Below are 20,897 nucleotides of genomic sequence, written 5' to 3'. Positions count from 1 at the left end.
GTCATGACCGACACGCCCGCAGAAATCCTCCGCGAATATGGCCCGTTTCCCGGCGTCCGCGACGTCGGCGGCGTCAGCTACGACGGCAAGAACGTCTGGCTCGCCTGCGGCGAGCGGCTGAACGCGCTCGATCCGGACAGCGGCGAGATCGTCGCCAGCCTCGAGGTCGCCGCCGATGCCGGCACCGCTTTCGACGGCACCCACCTCTTCCAGATCGCCGACGCCGTGATCCGCAAGATCGATCCGGCGACCGGCTCCGTGGTCGCGACCATCCCCGCGCCCGGCAAGGGCGCGGATTCCGGGCTCGCCTGGGCGGAGGGCACGCTCTGGGTCGGCCAGTACCGCGACCGCACCATCCACCAGATCGACCCGGACAGCGGCGCCGTGCTGCGCACCATCCGCTCCGACCGCTTCGTCACCGGTGTGACCTGGGTCGACGGCGAGCTCTGGCACGGCACCTGGCAGGACGAGAAGAGCGACGTCCGCCGCATCGATCCCGCCACCGGCGCGGTGCTGGAGCGGCTCGACATGCCGGCCGGCACCGGCGTCTCGGGCCTCGAATCCGACGGCGCCGACCGCCTGTTCTGCGGCGGGGGCGGCAGCGGCGTCGTGCGCGCCATCCGGCGGCCGCGGCGCCCCGCGGCCGCCGACTGAGCGGCCGCCGCGGGCGTCGATCAGCGCATCAGGCCGGCGGCGCGCAGGGCGTCCTCGATGATCGCCTTGACGCCGCCGGCGGTCGAGGGATGGGGCCTCCCGGCACCGTCGTCCGCGGTCGCCCGGGCTCGTCCCGACGGCGCCGCACCGGCCCGGCCGGCGGCCGGGGTGACCGGCACGGGCAGGGTCTGGACGTTCGTCGTCGTCCGCTCCGACGCGCCGGCCACCACCGTGACGCCCTCGGCGATGCCCCAGAAGTCCGCGATCGCACGGGTCGACGAGATGCCGACGTCGAGCAGATACGGGGCCGGCGTGCCGAGGCTGCCGCTGCCCTGCGCCTTCAGCGGCGTGCCGTGCGCCATGCCGTTGATCAGATGCAGCTCGACGAGCGTGCGACCACCCTTGTCCGACCAGATCTGCTGGGCGTGGCGGCCGACGGTCTGCGACAGGGTCGGCGCCTCGCCGAGCCCGTGCACGCCGCGCCACTGGTCGACGATCGCCTGCGCGTTTGCCGGCACGACGGTCTGGTCGGCGGTGCCCTGCCAGATCGAGACGACCGGCCACGGCCCCTCGTGGGTCGAGGCGTCGCGCAGCAGCTTCTGCAATTCACCGGCGGGCGGCAGGCCCTGGCCGCGCATGCGGTCGAAGGCTTCCGGGATCGTGCCCGCGACGCCGTGGGCGAGACCGGCGATGAGGCCGCCGCCGGCGAAGACTTCCGGATAGGCCGCGAGCATCGTCGCGGCCATGCCACCGCCGGCGGAGAGGCCGGTGACATAGATGCGCTTGCGGTCGAGCCGGTGGGTGACGACCATCGCCTCGATCATCTGCCGGATCGACAATGCCTCGCCGGAGCCGCGCTTGATGTCGGCCGGCACGAACCAGTTGAAGCAGAGATTGGGGTTGTTGCTGCGGTCCTGCTCCGGGTAGAGCACGGCGAAGCCGGCCTCGTCGGCGAGTTCGGACCAGCCGGCACCGGCGTCGTAGCCGTCGGCGTTCTGGGTGCAGCCGTGCAGCACGACGACCAGCGGCGCATCGTCCGGCAGCCCGGCGGGAACGTGGATCCGCGCCTTCAGAGCGCCGGGGTTGGAGCCGAAATCGCCGAGATCCTTGAGGCGCTCGCTGCGCGTCGGCGCCGGGCGCATCGATCCGTTCATGGTCCGCATGGCGGCGAGCCGCGCGATGGTGTCCGACAGTTTCCGCATCATGGCCGTCCTTGCTTGCTGACGCCCCGAACTGGACGGCATAGGTAGAACACCGCCGGGCAGGAATTGTTGCAGTGCAATATCGGCGGAATCGAGAAGGTGGTCTGGAGGCTCTGCCGATCACCCCGGCTTTTCGCCCCTTCCTGCGATCGCCGCGGGGCAGGGGCGCGCCACCGGAATGGCCGGCGGGCCGCGGAAGTGCCACATGAGCCGGGACAATGCGGGGCCCGGCCTCGCCCGGCCTGCAGGATAATCTCATGAAGAAGATCGGTTTTCTCTCGTTCGGCCACTGGACCCCGTCGCCGCATTCGCAGACGCGGAGCGCGGCCGACGCCCTGCTGCAGTCGATCGACCTCGCGGTCGCGGCCGAGGACCTCGGCGCCGACGGCGCCTATGTCCGGGTGCATCATTTCGCGCGCCAGCTCGCCGCCCCGTTCCCGCTGCTCGCGGCGATCGGTGCGAGAACGCGCCGGATCGAGATCGGCACCGCCGTGATCGACATGCGCTACGAGAACCCGCTCTACATGGCCGAGGACGCCGGCGCCGCCGACCTCATCAGTGGCGGCCGGCTGCAGCTCGGCATCAGCCGCGGCTCACCCGAGCAGGTGATCGACGGCTGGCGCTACTTCGGCCATCTGCCCGCGGACGGCGAGACCGACGCCGACATGGCGCGCCGCCATACCGAGGTGCTGCTGGAGGTGCTCCGCGGCAAGGGCTTTGCGGAGCCGAACCCGCGGCCGATGTTCCCCAACCCGCCAGGCCTGCTGCGGGTCGAGCCGCATTCGGAGGGCCTGCGCGAGCGGATCTGGTGGGGCGCGAGTTCCAATGCCACGGCCGTCTGGGCGGCGAAGCTCGGCATGAACCTGCAGAGCTCGACGCTGAAGAACGACGAGGGCGGCCTGCCGTTCCATGTGCAGCAGGCGGCCCAGATCCGGGCGTTCCGCGCGGCCTGGGCCGAGGCCGGGCACACGCGGACGCCGCGTGTCTCGGTCAGCCGCAGCATTTTCCCGCTCGTCGACGATCGCGATCGCGCCTATTTCGGCCGCAGCGGCTCCGACAGCGACCAGATCGGCTACCTCGACGAGAACACGCGGGCGATTTTCGGCCGCGGCTATGCGGCGGAGCCGGATGCTCTGGTCAAGCAGCTTGCCGGCGACGAGGCGATCGCCGAGGCCGACACGCTGCTCCTCACCATCCCGAACCAGCTCGGCGTCGACTACAACGTCCACGTCATCGAGGCGATCCTGACCCACGTCGCGCCCGCCCTCGGCTGGCGCTGACGCGGCGGCAAGGTCTCGTACAAGGCGAGGCGCTCACATGTAGAGCGCTTCGCCCTCGAGCCCGGTGTAGAGGCCGGCGACCTGCTCGCCATAGCCGTTGAAGAGCAGCGTCGGCACCTTCTCGCCGGTATGGAGCACGCGCTCCTCGGCCTGGGTCCAGCGCGGATGCGGCACTTCCGGGTTCACGTTGGCCCAGAAGCCGTATTCGCTCGCCTGGATCGTCTCCCAGAAGCTGACCGGCCGCTCATCGGTGAAGCTCACCCGCACCAGCGACTTGATCGACTTGAAGCCGTATTTCCACGGCAGCGCCAGCCGGAGCGGCGCGCCGAACTGCTTGGCGAGCGGCTTGCCGTAGATGCCGGTGGCGACGAAGGCGAGTTCGTTGCCGGCCTCCGCGATCGTTAGCCCCTCGACATAGGGCCACGGATACCAGACCTGGCGCTGGCCGGAGGCGGTTTCCGGCTCGAGGAAGGTCTCGAAGCGGACGAACTTCGCGCCGGCGAGCGGCCGGGCATAGGCAAGCAGGGCGGCGAGCGGGAAGCCCGTCCACGGCACCGTCATCGACCACGCCTCGACGCAGCGATGGCGATAGAGCCGCTCTTCCAGCGGCATCGCCCGGATCAGCGTGTCGATGTCGACGGTGCGCTCCTCCTCGACCATCCCGTCGATCCGCACCGTCCACGGCCGCGTCTTCAGGGCCTGCGCCGTGGAGGCGATCGTCTTCTGCGAGCCGAATTCATAGAAGTTGTTGTACTGGCCGCTGATCGCCTCCGGCGTCAGCTCGCGGTCGACGACATAGGTCTCGTTGCGGGTCGCGGGATAGAGGTCGGCGGTCGGGTCCGATTCTTGCGCCCGCGCCGTGCCGGGCAGCAGCGTGCCGGGCAGCAGCAGCGACCCGGCGGCGAGGCCGCCGAGCGCCAGCAGGCGGCGACGGTCGAGGAAGGCGGCCTCGGGCGTTGCCTCGGCGTCGCGGATTTCCCAGCTGCGGCGTGTGCGGATCAGCATCTCGTGTCCTCGTCGGCCGTGCGTGCGGGCCGCTCGTCGGCGGCCGGATGGAACTCGTCGGAGAGTAGGCTCCGGCGCCGGCCCTTCAAGACACGTTCGCGTCAAGGCGGCGTGCGCCGGATGGCGGGCGGGCGCCGCGCCGGGACGCCGCCCGCCCGCGCATGGCGGACATGCCGTCCTGGCCCGCGCGGCCGCTCGAAACCGCCTTGCGCCGAAACGTCGCGGCGCCTAGTTTGCGGCCGCAAAAGCGCCGAACCGGCCAATCCCTTCCGGGAGTTATCCACGATGAGTTTCCTGTCCGCCTCCCTCGCCCGCGTGAAGCCCTCGCCGACGATCGCGGTGACGTCGAAGGCGCGCGAACTCAAGGCGGCGGGCCGCGACGTGATCGGCCTCGGCGCCGGCGAGCCGGACTTCGACACGCCCGAGAACATCAAGGAAGCGGCGATCCGCGCCATCCGCGAGGGCAAGACCAAGTACACCGCCGTCGATGGCATCCCGGAACTGCGCGCGGCGATCGCGGCGAAGTTCAAGCGCGAGAACAACCTCGTCTACAAGCCCGAGCAGGTGACCGTCGGCACCGGCGGCAAGCAGGTGCTGTACAACGCGCTGATGGCGACGCTGAATCCCGGCGACGAGGTCATCGTGCCGGCGCCCTACTGGGTCAGCTATCCCGACATGGTGCTGCTCGCCGGCGGCGAGCCGGTGTTCGTCGTCGCCGACGCCTCGGTCGGCTTCAAGCTGCAGCCGGACGCGCTCGACGCGGCGATCACCCCGAAGACCAAGTGGGTGATCTTCAACTCGCCGTCCAACCCGACCGGCGCCGCCTACACCGCCGCCGAGCTGCGCGCCATCGCCGACGTGCTGTTGAAGCATCCGCATGTCTGGGTGCTGACCGACGACATGTACGAGCACCTCGTCTACGACGACTTCAAGTTCGCCACCATCGGCGAGGTCGAGCCGTCGCTGATGGATCGCACGCTCACCGTCAACGGCGTTTCCAAGGCCTATGCCATGACCGGCTGGCGCATCGGCTACGGCGCCGGCCCGCTGCACCTGATCAAGGCGATGTCCGCGATCCAGTCGCAGTCGACCTCGAACGCCTGCTCGGTCGCCCAGTGGGCGGCCGTCGAGGCGCTGAACGGGCCGCAGGACTTCATCGCCAGCAACAACGAGATCTTCAAGGGCCGCCGCGACCTCGTCGTTTCGATGCTCAACCAGGCGACCGGCCTGAAGTGCCCGTTGCCGGAAGGCGCGTTTTACGTCTATCCGTCCTGCGAGGGGCTGATCGGCAAGACGACCGAGAAGGGCGTCGTCATCGAGAACGACGAGATCTTCACGACCGAATTGCTGGAGCAGGAAGGCGTCGCGGTGGTGCAGGGCACGGCCTTCGGCCTCGGGCCGGCGTTCCGCATCTCCTACGCCACCTCGAACAAGGACCTCGAGGAAGCCTGCAGCCGCATCCAGCGCTTCTGCGCCTCGCTGCGCTGAGGGCGTCCGACAGGTCCGTCGATCAGGTGCCGGCCCGTACGCGGACCGGTACCGATTTCGCCGCCGGCACCTTGCTCTGCTCGGCATACTGCCAGAGCGGAATCAGCACGTTGGCCTCCGGGTAATAGGCGCCGCAGCAGCCCTTCGGGATGTCGTAGGCAACGACACGCAGGCCCGGCAGCCGCCGCTCGACGCCGTCGTCGACAGAGGTCTCGAGCGTCACTTCGGCCCCGTCGCTGAGCCCCATGCGGGCGATGTCCTCCGCGTTCAGCAGCACCACCATTCGCGTGCCCTCGATGCCGCGGAAGCGGTCGCGGTAGCCGTAGACCGTGGTGTTGAACTGGTCGTTGCTGCGCAGCGTGATGAGCCGCAGCTCGTCCGGATCGGCGCTCTCCTGGAAGCTCGCCGACATCGCTTTCGGCAGCAGGAAGTTCGCCTTGCCGCTCTCCGTGCGCCATTCGCGATCGCGCGCCGGCAGTGGCCGCGGGAAGCCTCCGGGCGTATCCATCCGCGCATTGAAGTCGGCGAAAATCTCCGGGTAGGTCCGCTCGATCGCGTCGCGGACGAGACCGTAGTCGGCGACCCAGTCGGTCCACGGCACCGTCGTCACCTCCGGCAGCGTCGCCCGGGCGATGGCGGCGACGATCGCCGCCTCGGAGAGGAGATGCGGGCTCGCCGGTGCCACCCGGCCGCGTGAAGCATGCATGTTGCCGGTGCTGTCCTCGACGGTGACCACCTGCGGCCCGGTCGCCTGGGCATCGATCTCGATCCGCCCGAGGCAGGGCAGCAGGTAGGCGACCTCGCCGTTGAAGAGGTGGCCGCGGTTGAGTTTGGTCGCGACCTGCACTGTGAGCCGCAGCTTCGGCCAACCCGCCTCCATCGGCCCGTGCTCGGGCACGGCGCGCAGAAAATTGCCGCCGAGGCCGATAAAGCCGGTCACCTCGCCGTCGAGGATCGCCTTGCAGGCGTCGACCGTGGTGAGGCCGTGCTCGCGCGGCGGCTCGAAGCCGTAGAGTTCGCCGAGCAGGTCGAGCGGCACCAACTCGGGCTTTTCCGAAATGCCGACCGTGCGCTGGCCCTGCACGTTGGAATGGCCGCGCACCGGGCAGATGCCGGCACCGGGCCGGCCGATGTTGCCGCGTAGGAGCAGGAGGTTGACCAGCATCTGCACCGAGCTGACGCCGTGCTTGTGCTGGGTGAGGCCCATGCCATAGACGCCGATGACGCGCTTTGCTTTCGCGTAGGTCGCGGCGGCTTTCTCCAGCGCCGCGCGGCCGAGGCCCGATTCGCGCTCGATCTCGTCCCAGGCGAGGCCGGCGATGAAGCCGGCGAACTCCTCGAAGCCGCTCGTCTCGCTCTCGATGAAGGCGGGGTCGATCACCCGCGGCTCGCCGCGGGCCATCGCCGCGGCGTCCAGTGCGAACACCGCCTTGCACAGGCCGGCGATCGCCGCGATGTCGCCGCCCGCCTTCACCTGGTAGTATTCGCTGCTGATCCGGGTTTCGCCGCCGGTCACCATCTGGATCGGTTCCTGCGGATTGGTGAACCGTTCCAGCCCGCGCTCGCGCAGCGGGTTGAAGGTCAGGATCTCGGCGCCGCGCCGGCTCGCCTGCTGCAGCGGATGCAGCATGCGCGGGCTGTTCGAGCCGACGTTCTGGCCGAAGAAGAAGAACGCGTCGGCCTGGTCGAAATCCTCGAGCCGCACCGAGCCGACCGGCTGGCCGATGCTTTCCGGCAACGCCACCGACGTCGTCTCGTGGCACATGTTCGAGCTGTCGGGCAGGTTATTGTTGCCGTAGAGCCGGGCGAACAGCTGGTACATGTACGAGGTTTCGAGCGAGGCCCGGCCGGAGGCGTAGAACACGACCTTTTTCGGATCCTCGGCGCGGATCAGGCTGAGTTCGCGGCCGATCTCGGCGAACGCCTCGTCCCAGTCGACCGGCACCCAGCGGTCGCGCGCATGGTCGAAGCGCATCGGATGCGTCAGCCGGCCGGCGGCCTCGAGGCCGTGATCGTCCCAGGTCTTCAGCTCGGTCGCGGTGTGCTCTTCGAAGAAGGCGGGTGCGACCCGGCCGCGGTCGAGCTCCCAGAACGTCGCCTTGGCGCCGTTCTCGCAGAACTCGGCCGGGTGCGGATTGGCGGGCTTCGCCCAGGCGCAGCTGACGCAGGCAAAGCCGTGCGGCTTGTTCTGCTTCGACAGCAGCGCCGGGCTGGAGAGCAGGCGTTCGCCCTGGTGCGCATGACGGACGAGCGACTTGACCGAACCCCATCCGCCGGCGGGGCCTTCATAGGGTTCGATCCGGGGCGTGCGGGACATGAGGCTTCCATCGCAATTGAAGGGGGGATTGCGAGGGTGAACCGTCCGGCTCGGCTGCTTGTTCCGTGGGACCCGACCGACGCCCGGGAAACGGCCGTCGTCCGAGACCGCTCAGGCGAGCGGGAACGTCCGCCGCCGCGGCGTCGCCGCCTCCAGCACGGCGGCGGCGTGCAGCACGCCGGCGTCGTCGCCGGCCTTGCCGATGATCTGCACGCCGATCGGCAGGCCGGCGGCGCTGGCAGCGCCCGGCACCGCGGCCGCGGGCCAGCCGAGCATGTTGATGAACAGCGTGAAGCCGAGGTGGGCGAGCGGCCGCGCCGGATCGGCCCCCAGCCACTCGGCCGGGAAGGCGACGCAGGTGATCACCGGCGTCAGCACGAAGTCGACACCCTCGCAGGCGAGCGCGAAGGCCGTCGCCGCCGCCTCGAGCCGTTCGCCGTGGGCGAGATAGTCGAGCGCCGACATCGCAGCCCCACTCTCGGCATAGCCCCGCACATGCGGATTGATGGCGGCGCGGTCGGCCTCCGAAAATCCGGCGAGCTCCTGCGCCGCCTTCACGGCGTAGTAGCGGTCGGCATCGACGAGCGGATCGCCGGCGAACGCCGGCCGGATCGGTACGATGGTCGCGCCCGCCGCGGCGAGGCGCTCGGCCGCGGCCGTCACGGCGGCCGCCACCTCCGGCTCCACGGCGAGGCCGAAGCCCATGTCGAGGATCAGCCCGACGCGGACGCCGCCGAGCCCGGCGCCCGGATCGAGGGCGCCGCCGAGCGGGGGCAGGGGGACGGTCGGCAGCCTGGGATCGGGCTGCGCCATCACGCCGAGCAGCAGCGCCGCATCGGCGACCGAGCGCGCCAAGGGACCTGCGACGCGCAGCCGGCTCGCCGGCAGGTGCGGCACGCGGCCGAAGCTCGGCTTGACGCCCACGACGCCGCAATGCCCGGCCGGCAGCCGCACCGAGCCGGCGAGATCGGTGCCGATGGCGAGCGGCCCGGCGCCAGCCGCCACCGCCGCGCCCGCCCCGGCCGACGAGCCGCCGGTGGACACGGACGGATCGTGCGGATTGCGCGTGATGCCGTGCGCGGAGCTGACGCCCGACGAGGAGAGCCCGAAATCCGGCATGGTGGTCTTCGCGAACACCACGGCCCCGGCTTCGCGAAGCCGCGCGGCGGGCGGCGAATCCACCGTCGACGGCGGATCGTTCCGCCGCGCCGCCACGCCGCGCCAGTACGGCCGCCCGGCCGCGGCGACGCTGTCCTTGATCGTCATCGGGATGCCGTCGAGCGCGCCGAGCGGCGTCCCCGCCCGCCAGCGTGCCTCCGAGGCTCTTGCTGCGGCGAGCGCTTCGTCCGGGCGGATGTCGAACAGCGCGTTGATCGTGCCGTTCACCGCCGCGACGCGCGCGAGCACCGACTCCAGCGCCTCGACCGGCGACAGGCTGCGATCGCGGAAGGCGGCGAGGAGTTCGGTGGCGTCCAGCGTCCAGGCCGACATGCGATCAGGCTCCGTGGTGAGAAGGGGATGCCCGGACGATCATGCCTGTTTGTGGTTTTTGCAAGCGCGAGAAGAAGGCACCTCGCGCCGCGCCGCGGCTGCGTCTGCCGCGCTCGCGATGGACCATAGCCGCGGGGGTTCCGGGAGGCGCGAATCAAATCATTGATCAGGAAGGAAAAAATCGGGGCCGCTGTCAGGGGCTGGCGACACTATGAGCGAGCTGCCTGCATCCGTGCACATATTTGCGTCGCGCTCAGCGTTGACGCAGCGGGGTGAATGATGTGACGTTTGCCGCATCGGTCGTGCGCGGGCTTTCCCGTGCCCATGTGGCTATGGAGGTCCCGTGCAGGCCCTCGATGTTTCTCCCGCGAGCCAGGTTCGGGGATTCGCCGTCGCCGCCCTCGGCGCGGGCGGCGATGCGGAGCTGGTTCCGGCCGGCGTCGCGATCGCGATGCCAATGCATCTCGGCCTCGATGCGGCCGGCTTCCGGCTGGTCGCCGACGGCGCCACCCGGGCCTACATCAAGTGCTTTCATGCCGGCGCACTCGCCCCCTTCACCGCGGCGGACGCCATCGCCGCGGCCGTCGCCGCCGGAGAACTGGGGATCGCGCCGCGGGTGATCGCCGGTGACGCGGGCGCCGGCTGCATCGCCTTCGCACCCCTCGGCGACGGCTGGCGCCTCGCGACGGCGCACGAGCTGCTGCGCCCGGATCGCCTCGCCCAGTTGATGGAGCTCCGCCGCCGCTGGCACGCGGCCCCGGCGCTCGGCGTCACCAAGGATCCCGCCGCCGTGGCGCTGGCGCTGGCCGCCCGGCTTGGCCCGCACCTCGATGGCCGCGCCACTCCGACCTTCCCCGCCCGCCCGCCGCTGCCGTTTCCCATGCTGGTGCAGTGGGTGGAGCGGATCGCTGCGGTGCTGGACAGCCGGCCCGCCGGTGCCGCCGTGCCGCTGCACGGCGAGGCGTTCGCCAGCAACGTGCTGCTCGGACCGGACGGCGCCATGCTGCTCACCGACTTCGACCGTGCCGTCGACGGCGACCCCCTCGCCGACCTCGCCACCCTGTCGCTCGACCTCTGCCGTACCGATGAGGAACGCGGCAGGCTGCTGACCGCCGCCGTCGGCGCCGCCGTGCCGGCTGACCTTGCGCAGCTCAAGCTCCATGCCGTCGTGCAGGACTTTTCCTGGGCCTGCTGGGCGGCGCTCGCCGAGATCAATCCGGCGACCGCGGGTCCCGAACTCTACAAATACGCCCATAACCGCTGGCTGCGCATGAGCTATCACCTGCAGCACTTCGACATGGAGGGTCTGCTGCGGCAGGCCGTCGGCCGATGAGCGCCCCGGCCCCCGACATCGCCGCCATCGTCGCCGGCATCGACATCTGGCAGGGGCTGACGCCGGTGCCCGAGCGGATCAGCGGCGGCATCACCAACATCAACTGGCGCATCCGCATCCGGGAGACCGGCGCCAGCTATTTCCTGAAGATCCACGGCGCCGGCACCGAACTGTTCATCGACCGGGACGTCGCACACGAGGCGGCGCTGAAGGTCTCGGACACCGGCTATGCCCCGAAGCTGCTGCACTACGACCCCGTGCAGGGCATCGAGGTCTACGAGTTCCTCGAAGGCTTCCGCAGCTGTGGCGTGATGGACATCCAGGACCCCGTCATCCGCAACGGCGTGCTCGGCGCCTACAAGGCCGTGCACACGACGACGCAGCTCGGCCGCACCGCCACCGGCTTCGACCAGCTCGGCGGACACCTCGAGCGGCTGCGCAAGCTCGGCGCCCCGCTGCCGCAGGATTTCGAGCAGCTGATGTGGCAGTGCGGCCGCGCCGAGGCCGCGGTGCGCGCATCCGGCTTCGACACCTGCGCCTGCTACAACGACGGCTATGTCTCGAACTACATGGTCGATGCCAGCAAGCGCGTGAAGATCATCGACTGGGAATATGCGGCCAATAACGATCCCTACTGGGATCTCGCCATGATGAGCTTCGAGAGCTTCCTGCTCGACGCGGCCACCCGGCGCGAGATGCTGGAGGTCTACGACGGCAGCTACCGCCGCGACGTCGCCGCCCGCATCCACCTCTACATCGGTGTCGCCGCCATCACCTGGGGCTGCTGGGCGACGCTGCAGGAGCAGGTCTCGCAGCTCCCGTTCGATTTCGGCAAATACGCCGACCTGCTGTTCCTGCGCGGCAGGCACTCGATGCTGGCGCCGACATGGGAAGAGGCGCTGGCGAGGGTCTGACCGCCGCCGGCCTCGGCGGCCGCGAGCCGGCCAGTTCATGGCGCACCGCAAGGCGTCAGCCTATCTATGTGGTTTTGTGACTTTGTTGCGGATTCAGGCCCCGTATGTCGCGGCGGCCGGACGGCGGGTCTCGAAGTGGCGTCCCGGCGAATCGGCGGCCGTCGCGGCGCGTGCCCGATGGGACTGGATCTGGCGCGTGCCGCACATTTGCGCGGGTTTTGGACGATTGCTGCTGCCAAACTGCGCAAACGTCCGCGCCGCCGCCCCATATTTGCGCCGCCGACCGACGGCCGGGCGATGGCATGACGGTTGCTTGAATGTCGCCGACCGTTTATGTTGTTTCTTGTAAAAACAACATACTGACGCTCGCGCATCAGAGGGGACCACCATGACCATCAACCGTCGCAAATTCCTGACCGGCACCGGCGCGCTCGGCGCCGGCGCGGCCTTCGCCACCGTCAATCCGGACTTCCTGTTCAATTCCGCCTACGCCCAGGAAGGCAAGTCGATCGTCTTCCTTTCGGCCGAGAACATCACCGGCAACTGGGATCCGACCGCGCACACAACGCTGTCGCAGAAGAACGTCGAAGGCTTCGTGATGGGCTTCTTGACCCGCACGCCGATGCGGATCGACAACCCCGATGAGGTGATCTACGAGCTCGCCACCAGCATCAAGCTGCTCGACCCGAACACGCTCGAGATCAAGCTGCGCGACGACGTCAAGTTCCATGACGGCAAGCCCTTCAAGGCCGAGGACGTCAAGGCGACCTTCGAGTACGGCTCGCAGCCCGACCGCCCGGCGCAGTGGTATCCCGGCCCGACCGAGACGCTCACCATCACCACCCCGGACGACTACACCGTCATCGTCGACACGACGAAGGGCGGCTACCCGGCCCACCTCTTCATCTTCCTCGCCTCCTACCTGCCGATGATGTCGGCGACCGACATCGCCGCCGGCCCCTCCGGCCCGCTGTCGCAGCGCCTCAACGGCACCGGCCCGTTCAAGTTCGTCGAGCAGAAGGGCAACGACACCGTCCTCGCCGCCTACGAGGACTACTTCCTCGGCGCGCCGAAGATCCCGGGCATCTCGTTCAACTTCGTCGGCGATTCGACGACGCGCATGCTGTCGCTGCTGAACGGCCAGGCCTCGATCGTCGAGCGCCTCGAGCCCGAGCAGGTCGCGACGCTGGAGAGCAACGAGTCGATCGCCATCTCCTCGGTAGTCTCGGTCGAGAACAAGTACCTCTGGTTCCGCTGCTCCAAGCCCCCCTTCAACGACCCGCGCGTCCGCAAGGCGGCCGCCCACGCCATCGACCGCTCGGTGCTGGTCGAGATCCTCGGCTCGGCCGGCCACGCCTCGAAGAACTACGTCTCGCCGGTGAAGTTCGGCTACATCGACCTCGACAACTACCCGGAATACGATCCCGACGCCTGCCAGGCCCTGCTCGCCGAGGCCGGCTTCCCGAACGGCCAGGGCCTGCCGGAACTCGAGTACATCACCTCCGTCGGCTTCTATCCGAAGACCAAGGAATACGGCGAAGTGCTCACCGCCATGCTGCAGGAGCAGGGCTTCCCGGTGACGCTCTCGGTGCTCGAGATCGCCGCCTGGAACGAGCGCCTCTACGACCGCCCCGGCGGCGGCCCGGGCCACATGGTGGACTGCGGCTGGTCGACCGGCTCGCCCGAGCCCGACCTCGTGCTGCGCACGCACTTCCACTCCTCGTCGAAGCGCATCTGCGGCATCGAGGATGCGGAGCTCGACGCCACCCTCGACAAGGAGCGCAGCGCCCCGACCCTCGAGGAGCGCAAGACCATCCTGCAGACCGAGACCATGCCGATGATCGCCGACAAGGTGCCGGCGCTGTCGCTGTTCACCTCGGTGATGATCCACGCGATGTCGAAGGACCTCGAAGGCCTGTTCATCTACCCGGACGGGTCGATGGACGCGTCGAAGGCGACCTTCGCCTGAGCCTCGTGCCGGCCACGCGAGTGGCCGGCAACACCGGAGCGGCCGCGGCTGAAGCTGCCATCGCAGTAGGCCGTACCGACCTCTCCCCGCCTCATCCTGAGGAGCATCGCGCAAGCGATGCGTCTCGAAGGGCGAGGCGGCCCGGGCCGGTGCCGCGCGAACAGCGTGGCCGCCCTCGTCCTTCGAGACGGCCCTTGCGGGCCTCCTCAGGATGAGGGCGGTGCTGGCGCGGCGGCGGCGGACAGGTGCACGCTCCGATATCGGATCCCGGCGGGCGGCTTCGGCCGCCCGCCGGTCCGGCAGATCATGGTTCGGCCAGCGATGGAGCTGTCGCCCGCATGTTTATCCTGAGCTTCCTCGCCAGGCGCCTCGCGCAGGGCGCCCTCATCGTCTTCCTGGTGTCTCTGCTGATCTTCACGCTGCTGCGCGTCGTGCCGGGTGATCCGGTGCGCCTGATGGCCGGCGGCATGGCGCCCGAGGCGCTGATCGAGCAGATCGCCACCGAGATGGGCCTGCGCGACCCGATCCTGGTGCAGTTCGGCCGCTACATGGGCGGCGTCATCCAGGGCGACCTCGGCCAGTCCTTCGTGCGCCCGGCGAGCGGCGCCTCCACCGGCGGCGCCTCGTTCTCGGACAGCACCCGCGGCGAGCGCGCCGAGGTGCTGACGCTGATCGGCGACACGCTGCCGATGACGCTGCAGCTCGCCGCGCTGTCGATCGTGTTCGCCCTGATCATTTCCTTCGTCATCGGCGTGCCGGGCGGTCTCGCGCCCGGGCGATGGCCGGACCGGGTTGCGTTCTACCTCTCGTCGATCTTCATCTCGCTGCCGAACTTCTGGCTCGGCATCGTGCTGGCGCTGCTGTTCTCGGTGAAGCTAGGCTGGCTGCCGGCGATCGGCTACCACGGCTTCGCCTATACGATCCTGCCGGCGCTGGTGCTGGCAGTGGAGCTCTCGCCGGTGCTGATCCGCACGCTGACGAGCTCGCTCGCAACCATCATGACCGAATCCTTCGTTGCGGTCGGCGCCGTGCGCGGTCTCGGCCGGGCGCGCATCGTTTTCGCCCATGCCCTGCGCAACGCCTCGGTGCCGCTGCTCAACATCCTCGGCATCCAGATCAGCGGCCTGCTCGGCGGCGTGCTGGTGGTCGAGTTCATCTTCGACTACCCCGGCCTCGGCCTCCTCACCATCACCGCCGTGCTGCAACGCGATTTCCCGCTGATCCAGGGCATCGCCATCGTCACCAGCGCCATCTTCGTCTTCATCAACATCGCGGTCGATCTCGCCGCGACGCTGATCGACCCGAGGCTCGAATACTGATGACCAGCATCGACACGACCCTCGCGCCGGCCGCCCCGGCCCTCCGCACCGCCTCGCTGTCGCGGCGCATCTGGAAGCAGGCCTTCGCGTCCTTCGAGTTCCGCCTCGGGCTCGGCGTCTTCCTCGTGCTCGCCCTCGCCGCCGCCTTCTATCCCGAGATCTCCGGCATCGACCCGACCAAGATGGTGGTGCGCGACCGCCTGCTGCCGCCGATGTTCTTCGGCGACAACTGGACCATCGCCCACCCGCTCGGCACCGACCAGATCGGCCGCGACATGCTGGTGCGCAGCCTCGTCGGCCTGCGCTACTCGTTCCTGATCGGCGTCTCCACCGTGGCGGTGATGCTGGTGATCGGCTGCGCCCTCGGCATGCTCGCCGGCTACTACGGCGGCAAGGTCGACGCCGTCATCATGCGCCTCACCGACGCGCAGCTCTCGATCCCGATGATCATCCTCGCGATCTCGGTGCTCGGCGTCTCGCGGCCGACCATCCCGGCGATCATCCTGGTGCTCGGCCTGTCGAGCTGGCCGACCTATGCCCGCGTCACGCGATCGGTGGTGATGACCGAGCGCAAGCGCGAGTACGTCCGCGCCGCCCAGGTGATGGGCGCCTCCAACCTGCGCATCATGCTGCGGCTGCTCGCGCCGCTGATCCTGCCGCCGATCATCTTCGTCTCGGTGCTCGACGTCGCGCGGATGATGATCTTCGAATCGATCCTCGGCTTCATCGGCCTCGGCGTGCAGCCGCCGACGCCGACCTTCGGCAACATCATCGCCGACGGCCGCAAGTACCTGCTGAACGCCTGGTGGATCGCCACGCTGCCCGGCGTCTTCCTCGGCCTCACCCTCACCAGCATCAACCTGATGGGCGCCACGCTCGAGCGAGCCCGCAACCGCGTTTACGGAGGCGTGTCGTGACCGAGGCGAAACCCGTCCTTTCCGTCCGCGACCTCACCGTCGACCTCGTGCTCGGCGACGGGCCGGCCGCGGCGCGCCGGCCGCTGATCGAGGCGATCAGCTTCGACCTCAAGCCCCGCGAAATCCTCGGCATCATCGGCGCCAGCGGCTCGGGCAAGACCGTGCTGTCGCGGGCGCTGGTCAACTGGATCGAGCCGCCGCTGGCGATTGCCGGGGGCAGCGTCACCTACAAGGACCGCAACATTCTGACGCTGCCGCGCGGCGAGATGCGCGCGCTCCGGCGCGAGATCGCCTATGTCGGCGCCAACCCGCAAGGCGCGCTCGATCCGACGCTGCCCGTCGGCCGGCAGATCGTCGAGAAGCTGCGCGCCGTCGCCCCGGAGATCGACCGGAAGGAAGCCGAGGAGCGCGCCATCGCGCTGCTCGACGCCGTGCGCATCCCCTCCGCGCGCAGCCGCTTCCACGAATACCCGTCGCAGTTCAGCGGCGGCATGATGCAGCGCGCGCTGATCGTCGACGCCCTCGTCTCCAACCCGGCCTTCCTCGTCGCCGACAACGTCACCCAGCCGCTCGACGTCACGGTGGCGGCGCAGGTGCTGCGGCTGATGCGCGAACTCACCGTGCGCTTCGACACCGCCGTCGTCTTCGTCTCGTCGTCGCTGCCGACGGTGGCGGAGGTCGCCGATACGGTTCTGGTGCTGGAAGGCGGCCGCGTCGTCGAGCGCCAGGCGACGAAGAGCCTCGTCTCCGCCCCGACGCATGCCTACACCCGCGAACTGATCGGCCAGATCCCGCAGCTCTGGACCGACACCTCCGCCCCGGCCGCGACCGCCGAGGATGCAGAGCCCGTCTTCAGCATCCGCGACGCGACGCGGAGCTACAAGGTGAGGAAGCGCGGCACGTTTGCGGCGATGAGCACGGTGCGCGCCGTGCGCAACGTCACCTTCGACGTCTTCCCCGGTGAGAACTTCGGCGTCGTCGGCGAATCGGGCTGCGGCAAGTCGACCCTGATGCGCCTGCTCTCGCGCCTCGAACTCCCCGACAGCGGCGTGGTGCTCGCCGACGGCAAGGACGTCGCCAAGCTCTCCGGCAAGGAGCTGATGCAGTTTCGCAAGAACTTCCAGCTCGTGCTGCAGGACCCGTTCTCGTCGCTGCCGCCGCGCACCGCGATCGGCGCCATCCTCGAGGAGCCGCTGCGCACCCACGGCGAGCGCAACGGCAAAGCGATCCGTGAGCGGGTGCTGACCGTGATGCACGAGGTCGGCCTGCCGGCGTCGCTCTACGACGAACTCCCCCTCGGCCTCAGCGCCGGCCAGCGCCAACGCGTCAACGTCGCCCGCGCCATGGTGCTGGCGCCGAAAGTGCTGATCATGGACGAGACGCTGTCGTCGCTCGACCAGACCGAGCAGTTCAAGTTGCTGAAGATCTTCGAGGACCTGCAGGCGCTGCACGGCCTCACCTATGTCTTCATCTCGCACGACCTCGCCATGGTGCGCCGGGTCTGCAACCGCGTCGCGGTGATGTACCTCGGCGAGGTGGTGGAGATCGCCGGCAACGAGCGGCTGTTCTTCGATCCCGGCCATCCCTACAGCCGCGCGCTGCTCTCCGCGGTGCCGACGCTGGAGGCGCGGCGCTACAAGCCGGAGGACTGCCTGCTCGAGGGCGAGCCGCCGAGCCCGATCGACCTGCCGCCCGGCTGCAGTTTCGCCAGCCGCTGCCCGAACGTCTTCGACCGCTGCCGCGTTGAGAGTCCCGCGCTCACCGTGCGCGGCCGCTCGGATTTCGCGGCCTGCCATCTCGTCGACCCGCACGGCGAGACGGCGCGGGAGCTGGTGGAGGAACCGGCGTGACCACGGCCCTCCGCCCGTCGCCGCAAGGCGCGGCGACCATACTTGATCGGCGCCCGGGGTCCGGGGCAACCATGGCGGGCGCGCGCCGCCGCCGGCCGGCCGGCCGGCGCGCGCGGCCTCACGTGACAGGACCCCTCCGCATGTCGCTCCCCGATCTCCGCTTGCAGCACATCCTCGCCGAGCTCGCCCGCGACGGCCGCGTCTTCGTCAAGGACCTCGCCGACCACCTCGAGGTCAGCCGGGAAACCATCCGCCGCGACCTGAAGCAGCTCGAGCTGTCGGGGCACCTCCGCTGCACCTATGGCGGCGGGGTGAAGCCGCTGCCGAAGGGCGACCAGCCGGTCTCCGACCGCATGCGCGTCAACGCGCGCGAGAAGGCCAAGGTCGCCGCGATCGCCGCCCGCCTCGTCGGCGACGACCACCGCATCTTCATCGACGCCGGCACCACGACGCTCGCCTTCGCCCGCCATCTGATGCGGCTGCCGCAACTCACCGTCTTCACCAACTCGCTCGACATCGCCCACCTGCTCGGCGACGGCGACCTCGAGGAGGTGGTGGTGGTCGGCGGCTCGCTGAAGGCGGGCTACCGGGCGCTGCTCGGGCAGATGACCGTCGACGCCATCGGCCAGCATCTGTTCGACAGCGCCTTCATCAGCATCGGCACGGTCGACTACACGCACGGTTTCATGGACTTCGCGCCGGAAGAGGCCTGGATCCGGCGCAAGCTGATCGCCCATTCGCGACGGGTGGTGATGATGGCCGACAGCAAGAAATTCGGCCGCCAGGCCGCGATCCGCTCGCTCGAGCTCAACCAGATCGACGTTCTCGTCACGGACGCCCCTCCGCGCGCGGATTTTGCCGCGCGGCTCGAGGCGGCGGGAGTAGAGGTCATTCATGCTTGATACCAAGAACACCGCGGGCAAACCCGTGGTCGACCCCGCCGGTCTCGTCCGGCTGATGGACGCGCTCTCAGACATCGGCGGCGGACCGGACGGCGCGATGAACCGCCTGACGCTGTCGGAGGAGGACCGGGTCGCCCGCGACTGGCTGGTCGCCTTCATGCAGGACGAAGGCATGCAGGTCGCCGTCGATCCGGCCGGCAACATCGTCGGCACGCTCGATTGGGCCGGCCCGGACGCGCCGCTGGTGATGACCGGCTCGCATATCGACAGCCAGCCGAACGGCGGCCGTTTCGACGGCGCCTATGGCGTGGTTGCCGCAATGGCGGCGGTGAAGGCGGTGAAGGACGCGGCCGCGGCGGCCGGGATCGCGCCCAAGGCCAACCTCGCCATCGTCGACTGGACCAACGAGGAGGGCGCACGCTTCCAGCCGAGCCTGCTCGGCAGCGGCTATTTCGTCGGCAACCACGACCTCGACTTCGTGCGTGCCCGCCGCGACGGCGACGGCATCAGCGTCGGCGCCGCGCTGGACGCGATCGGCTACGCCGGCACCGCCAAGCATCCGCTGCCCGACGCCTACATCGAACTGCACATCGAGGGTTCGGACCACCTCGAGAAGGCGGGCCTGAAGTTCGCGACCTTCACCCGCTACTGGGGCGCGGTGAAGTATCGCCTCGCCTTCCTCGGCCACCAGGCCCACACCGGCCCGACCCCGATGGCCGAGCGCCGCGACGCGCTGCTCGGCGCGGCCTATCTGATCGCCGAACTGAAGGCGATGGCCGACCGCTCCGGCGTTGACCTGCACACCTCGGTCGGGCGGCTGGAAGTCGCGCCGAACTCGCCCAACGTCGTCCCCGCCGAGGCCGTGCTCTTCATCGAGCTGCGCTCCGGCTCGCCCGAGACGCTGGTCGCGGCCGAGGCGGAGCTGAAGCGGCACATCGTCGACGCCGCCGCCCGCGCCGGCATCGGCTGGGAGGTGCGGTCGGTCGACTACCGTGCCGCCGGCGCCTTCGACCGCCGCCTCGTCTCGCTGGCCGCCGAGGCCGCCGCCTCCCATGGCCTGCAGACGATGCAGCTCGACACCATCGGCGGTCACGACGGTGTCAGCATGGCGCCGCACGCGCCCTCTGTGGTGATCGCGGTGCCGAGCGTCGGCGGCGTGATCCATCACCCGACCGAGTTCACCACGGAAGACGACCGGCTGCTCGGCGCGCAGATCCTCGCCGACATGCTCTGGCGCTTCTGCACCGAGGACGACCTGCTCGAGACGAGGGGAGCCTGAGCGGATGAAAGCGATCGGCGAGGCGGCCACCCCCGCAGAGGTGGCGGCGGAACAGGCGATCGGCGCGTTCGCGGCCTGGGCCGGCCAGACGGTGACCTATGCGCCGGCGGTGCCCGCCGTGATGTCGCCGGTGCACCGCGCCGTCGACAGCGCCTGCTGGCGCGTCGAGGTGGACGGGACACCGCTGTTCCTGAAGATCGCCAATGACGACCTGCCGGAGCCGATCGACGTCGCGGCGAGCTTTGCGGCCGCCACGGCGGCGGCAGGGCTCGGCGTCGCGCCGGTGCCGCGGGCGCTGGCCGCCGAGGCGGGCGCCTCGGCCTTCGACTTTCTCGGCGACGGCTGGACCACCGCGCACATGGACACGCTCGGCGACGCCGGGGTGATCGAGAAGGTGATCGCGGCGAAGCGCGCGATCAACGGCCTCGCCCCCTTCGGCCGGCCGCGCGACGTCTTCGCCGACATCGCCGCGCTGCATGCCAAGGCGGTCGCCGCCGGCGCGCCGCTGCCGCCCGACATCGCCGGCCACGTTGCCGCCTTTGCCGGCGCCGGGGCCGCGGTCGCCGCCGCCGGGATCGACGCCGTGCCGTGCCACGCCGACGGCGTCGCCTCCAACGTGATGCTCGGCCCGGGCGGTGCGGTGCTGCTGGTCGACTTCGACGAGGCCGGCGACGCCGACCCGCTGTTCGACCTCGCCGTGACCCTCAACGAGGCCTACGCGTTCGAGGACGCCTGGCGCCCCGGCCTCGAGATGGCGCGCGGCAGCGTCCGGCCCGAGGAACTCGCCCGCTGCCGGCTCTACGGCATGGCCGACGACCTGAAGTGGACGCTCTGGTCGCGGGTGATGGACACCACCTCGCCGCGCGGCGCGGTCGAATTCTTGAAATACGCCGAGTGGCGGCTGCTGCGGCTCAGGATCGCCCTGCGCGGCCGGCCGCTCGCCGGCCTTGTCGCCGAACTCTGACGGAAGCACGCCC

Annotated in this window: 16 protein-coding genes; 12 read left to right on the top strand and 4 right to left on the bottom strand. The window is 69.9% G+C overall.

Going from position 1 to position 20,897, the window contains the following annotated elements:
* Window positions 1-3: 3 nt before the first annotated feature.
* A complete protein-coding gene (locus tag I5731_RS00955; RefSeq protein ID WP_197309476.1) occupies window positions 4-654 on the top strand; it encodes an NHL repeat-containing protein in 651 nt (216 codons plus the stop codon).
* A gap of 20 nt (window positions 655-674) precedes the next feature.
* Here I5731_RS00955 and I5731_RS00950 read toward each other — a convergent pair whose 3' ends face one another.
* The gene (locus tag I5731_RS00950; RefSeq protein ID WP_197309475.1) at window positions 675-1,856 is read right to left on the bottom strand and encodes an extracellular catalytic domain type 1 short-chain-length polyhydroxyalkanoate depolymerase; all 1,182 of its coding nucleotides are present in this window, start codon (window positions 1,854-1,856) and stop codon (window positions 675-677) included.
* A 257-nt stretch (window positions 1,857-2,113) separates the two neighbouring features.
* Here I5731_RS00950 and I5731_RS00945 point away from each other — a divergent pair, with 257 nt between their 5' ends.
* On the top strand, window positions 2,114-3,136 hold the full coding sequence (locus tag I5731_RS00945) for an LLM class flavin-dependent oxidoreductase (RefSeq protein ID WP_197309474.1): 1,023 nt from the start codon (window positions 2,114-2,116) through the stop codon (window positions 3,134-3,136).
* A 33-nt stretch (window positions 3,137-3,169) separates the two neighbouring features.
* On the opposite strand, the gene msrP is transcribed toward I5731_RS00945, so the two are convergent.
* A complete protein-coding gene (msrP, locus tag I5731_RS00940; RefSeq protein ID WP_197309473.1) occupies window positions 3,170-4,141 on the bottom strand; it encodes a protein-methionine-sulfoxide reductase catalytic subunit MsrP in 972 nt (323 codons plus the stop codon).
* 285 nt (window positions 4,142-4,426) lie between these two features.
* Between msrP and I5731_RS00935 the strand changes: the two genes are divergently transcribed.
* Window positions 4,427-5,629 carry a pyridoxal phosphate-dependent aminotransferase gene (locus tag I5731_RS00935; RefSeq protein ID WP_197309472.1) on the top strand — a complete coding sequence of 401 codons (1,203 nt, stop codon included), beginning with the start codon at window positions 4,427-4,429 and terminating at the stop codon, window positions 5,627-5,629.
* 22 nt (window positions 5,630-5,651) lie between these two features.
* On the opposite strand, the gene I5731_RS00930 is transcribed toward I5731_RS00935, so the two are convergent.
* Together I5731_RS00930 and I5731_RS00925 are read right to left on the bottom strand one after the other, a co-directional pair.
* Entirely contained in the window at window positions 5,652-7,946 is a 2,295-nt protein-coding gene (locus I5731_RS00930) for an FdhF/YdeP family oxidoreductase (protein ID WP_197309471.1), read from the bottom strand.
* 111 nt (window positions 7,947-8,057) lie between these two features.
* The gene (locus tag I5731_RS00925) at window positions 8,058-9,437 is read right to left on the bottom strand and encodes an amidase (RefSeq protein WP_197309470.1); all 1,380 of its coding nucleotides are present in this window, start codon (window positions 9,435-9,437) and stop codon (window positions 8,058-8,060) included.
* 343 nt (window positions 9,438-9,780) lie between these two features.
* Here I5731_RS00925 and I5731_RS00920 point away from each other — a divergent pair, with 343 nt between their 5' ends.
* The 9 genes from I5731_RS00920 to I5731_RS00880 all read left to right on the top strand — a co-directional run bounded on the left by I5731_RS00920 (window position 9,781) and on the right by I5731_RS00880 (window position 20,884).
* Complete coding sequence (locus I5731_RS00920; protein WP_197309469.1) at window positions 9,781-10,770, top strand: phosphotransferase family protein; 990 nt, start codon at window positions 9,781-9,783, stop codon at window positions 10,768-10,770.
* A complete protein-coding gene (locus tag I5731_RS00915; RefSeq protein WP_197309468.1) occupies window positions 10,767-11,684 on the top strand; it encodes a choline/ethanolamine kinase family protein in 918 nt (305 codons plus the stop codon). The genes I5731_RS00920 and I5731_RS00915 overlap by 4 nt, the downstream gene beginning before the upstream one ends.
* 388 nt (window positions 11,685-12,072) lie before the next feature.
* Window positions 12,073-13,653 carry an ABC transporter substrate-binding protein gene (locus tag I5731_RS00910; RefSeq protein WP_197309467.1) on the top strand — a complete coding sequence of 527 codons (1,581 nt, stop codon included), beginning with the start codon at window positions 12,073-12,075 and terminating at the stop codon, window positions 13,651-13,653.
* Between the two features lie 338 nt (window positions 13,654-13,991).
* Complete coding sequence (locus tag I5731_RS00905) at window positions 13,992-14,972, top strand: ABC transporter permease (RefSeq protein ID WP_197309466.1); 981 nt, start codon at window positions 13,992-13,994, stop codon at window positions 14,970-14,972.
* Window positions 14,972-15,889: an ABC transporter permease gene (locus I5731_RS00900; protein ID WP_197309465.1), complete on the top strand. Its 918-nt coding sequence runs from the start codon at window positions 14,972-14,974 to the stop codon at window positions 15,887-15,889. Before I5731_RS00905 ends, I5731_RS00900 begins: the two co-directional genes overlap by 1 nt.
* Entirely contained in the window at window positions 15,886-17,739 is a 1,854-nt protein-coding gene (locus tag I5731_RS00895; protein WP_197309464.1) for an ABC transporter ATP-binding protein, read from the top strand. The genes I5731_RS00900 and I5731_RS00895 overlap by 4 nt, the downstream gene beginning before the upstream one ends.
* A gap of 140 nt (window positions 17,740-17,879) precedes the next feature.
* Entirely contained in the window at window positions 17,880-18,641 is a 762-nt protein-coding gene (locus tag I5731_RS00890) for a DeoR/GlpR family DNA-binding transcription regulator (protein WP_197309463.1), read from the top strand.
* Window positions 18,634-19,920: a Zn-dependent hydrolase gene (locus I5731_RS00885; protein ID WP_197309462.1), complete on the top strand. Its 1,287-nt coding sequence runs from the start codon at window positions 18,634-18,636 to the stop codon at window positions 19,918-19,920. The genes I5731_RS00890 and I5731_RS00885 overlap by 8 nt, the downstream gene beginning before the upstream one ends.
* Before the next feature lie 4 nt (window positions 19,921-19,924).
* On the top strand, window positions 19,925-20,884 hold the full coding sequence (locus I5731_RS00880) for a phosphotransferase (protein WP_197309461.1): 960 nt from the start codon (window positions 19,925-19,927) through the stop codon (window positions 20,882-20,884).
* Window positions 20,885-20,897: the final 13 nt, after the last annotated feature.

Origin of the sequence: Methylobrevis albus (genome assembly GCF_015904235.1) — a bacterium.
GTDB lineage: Bacteria > Pseudomonadota > Alphaproteobacteria > Rhizobiales > Pleomorphomonadaceae > Methylobrevis_A > Methylobrevis_A albus.
This window is presented reverse-complemented; position numbering and strand designations above follow the sequence as displayed.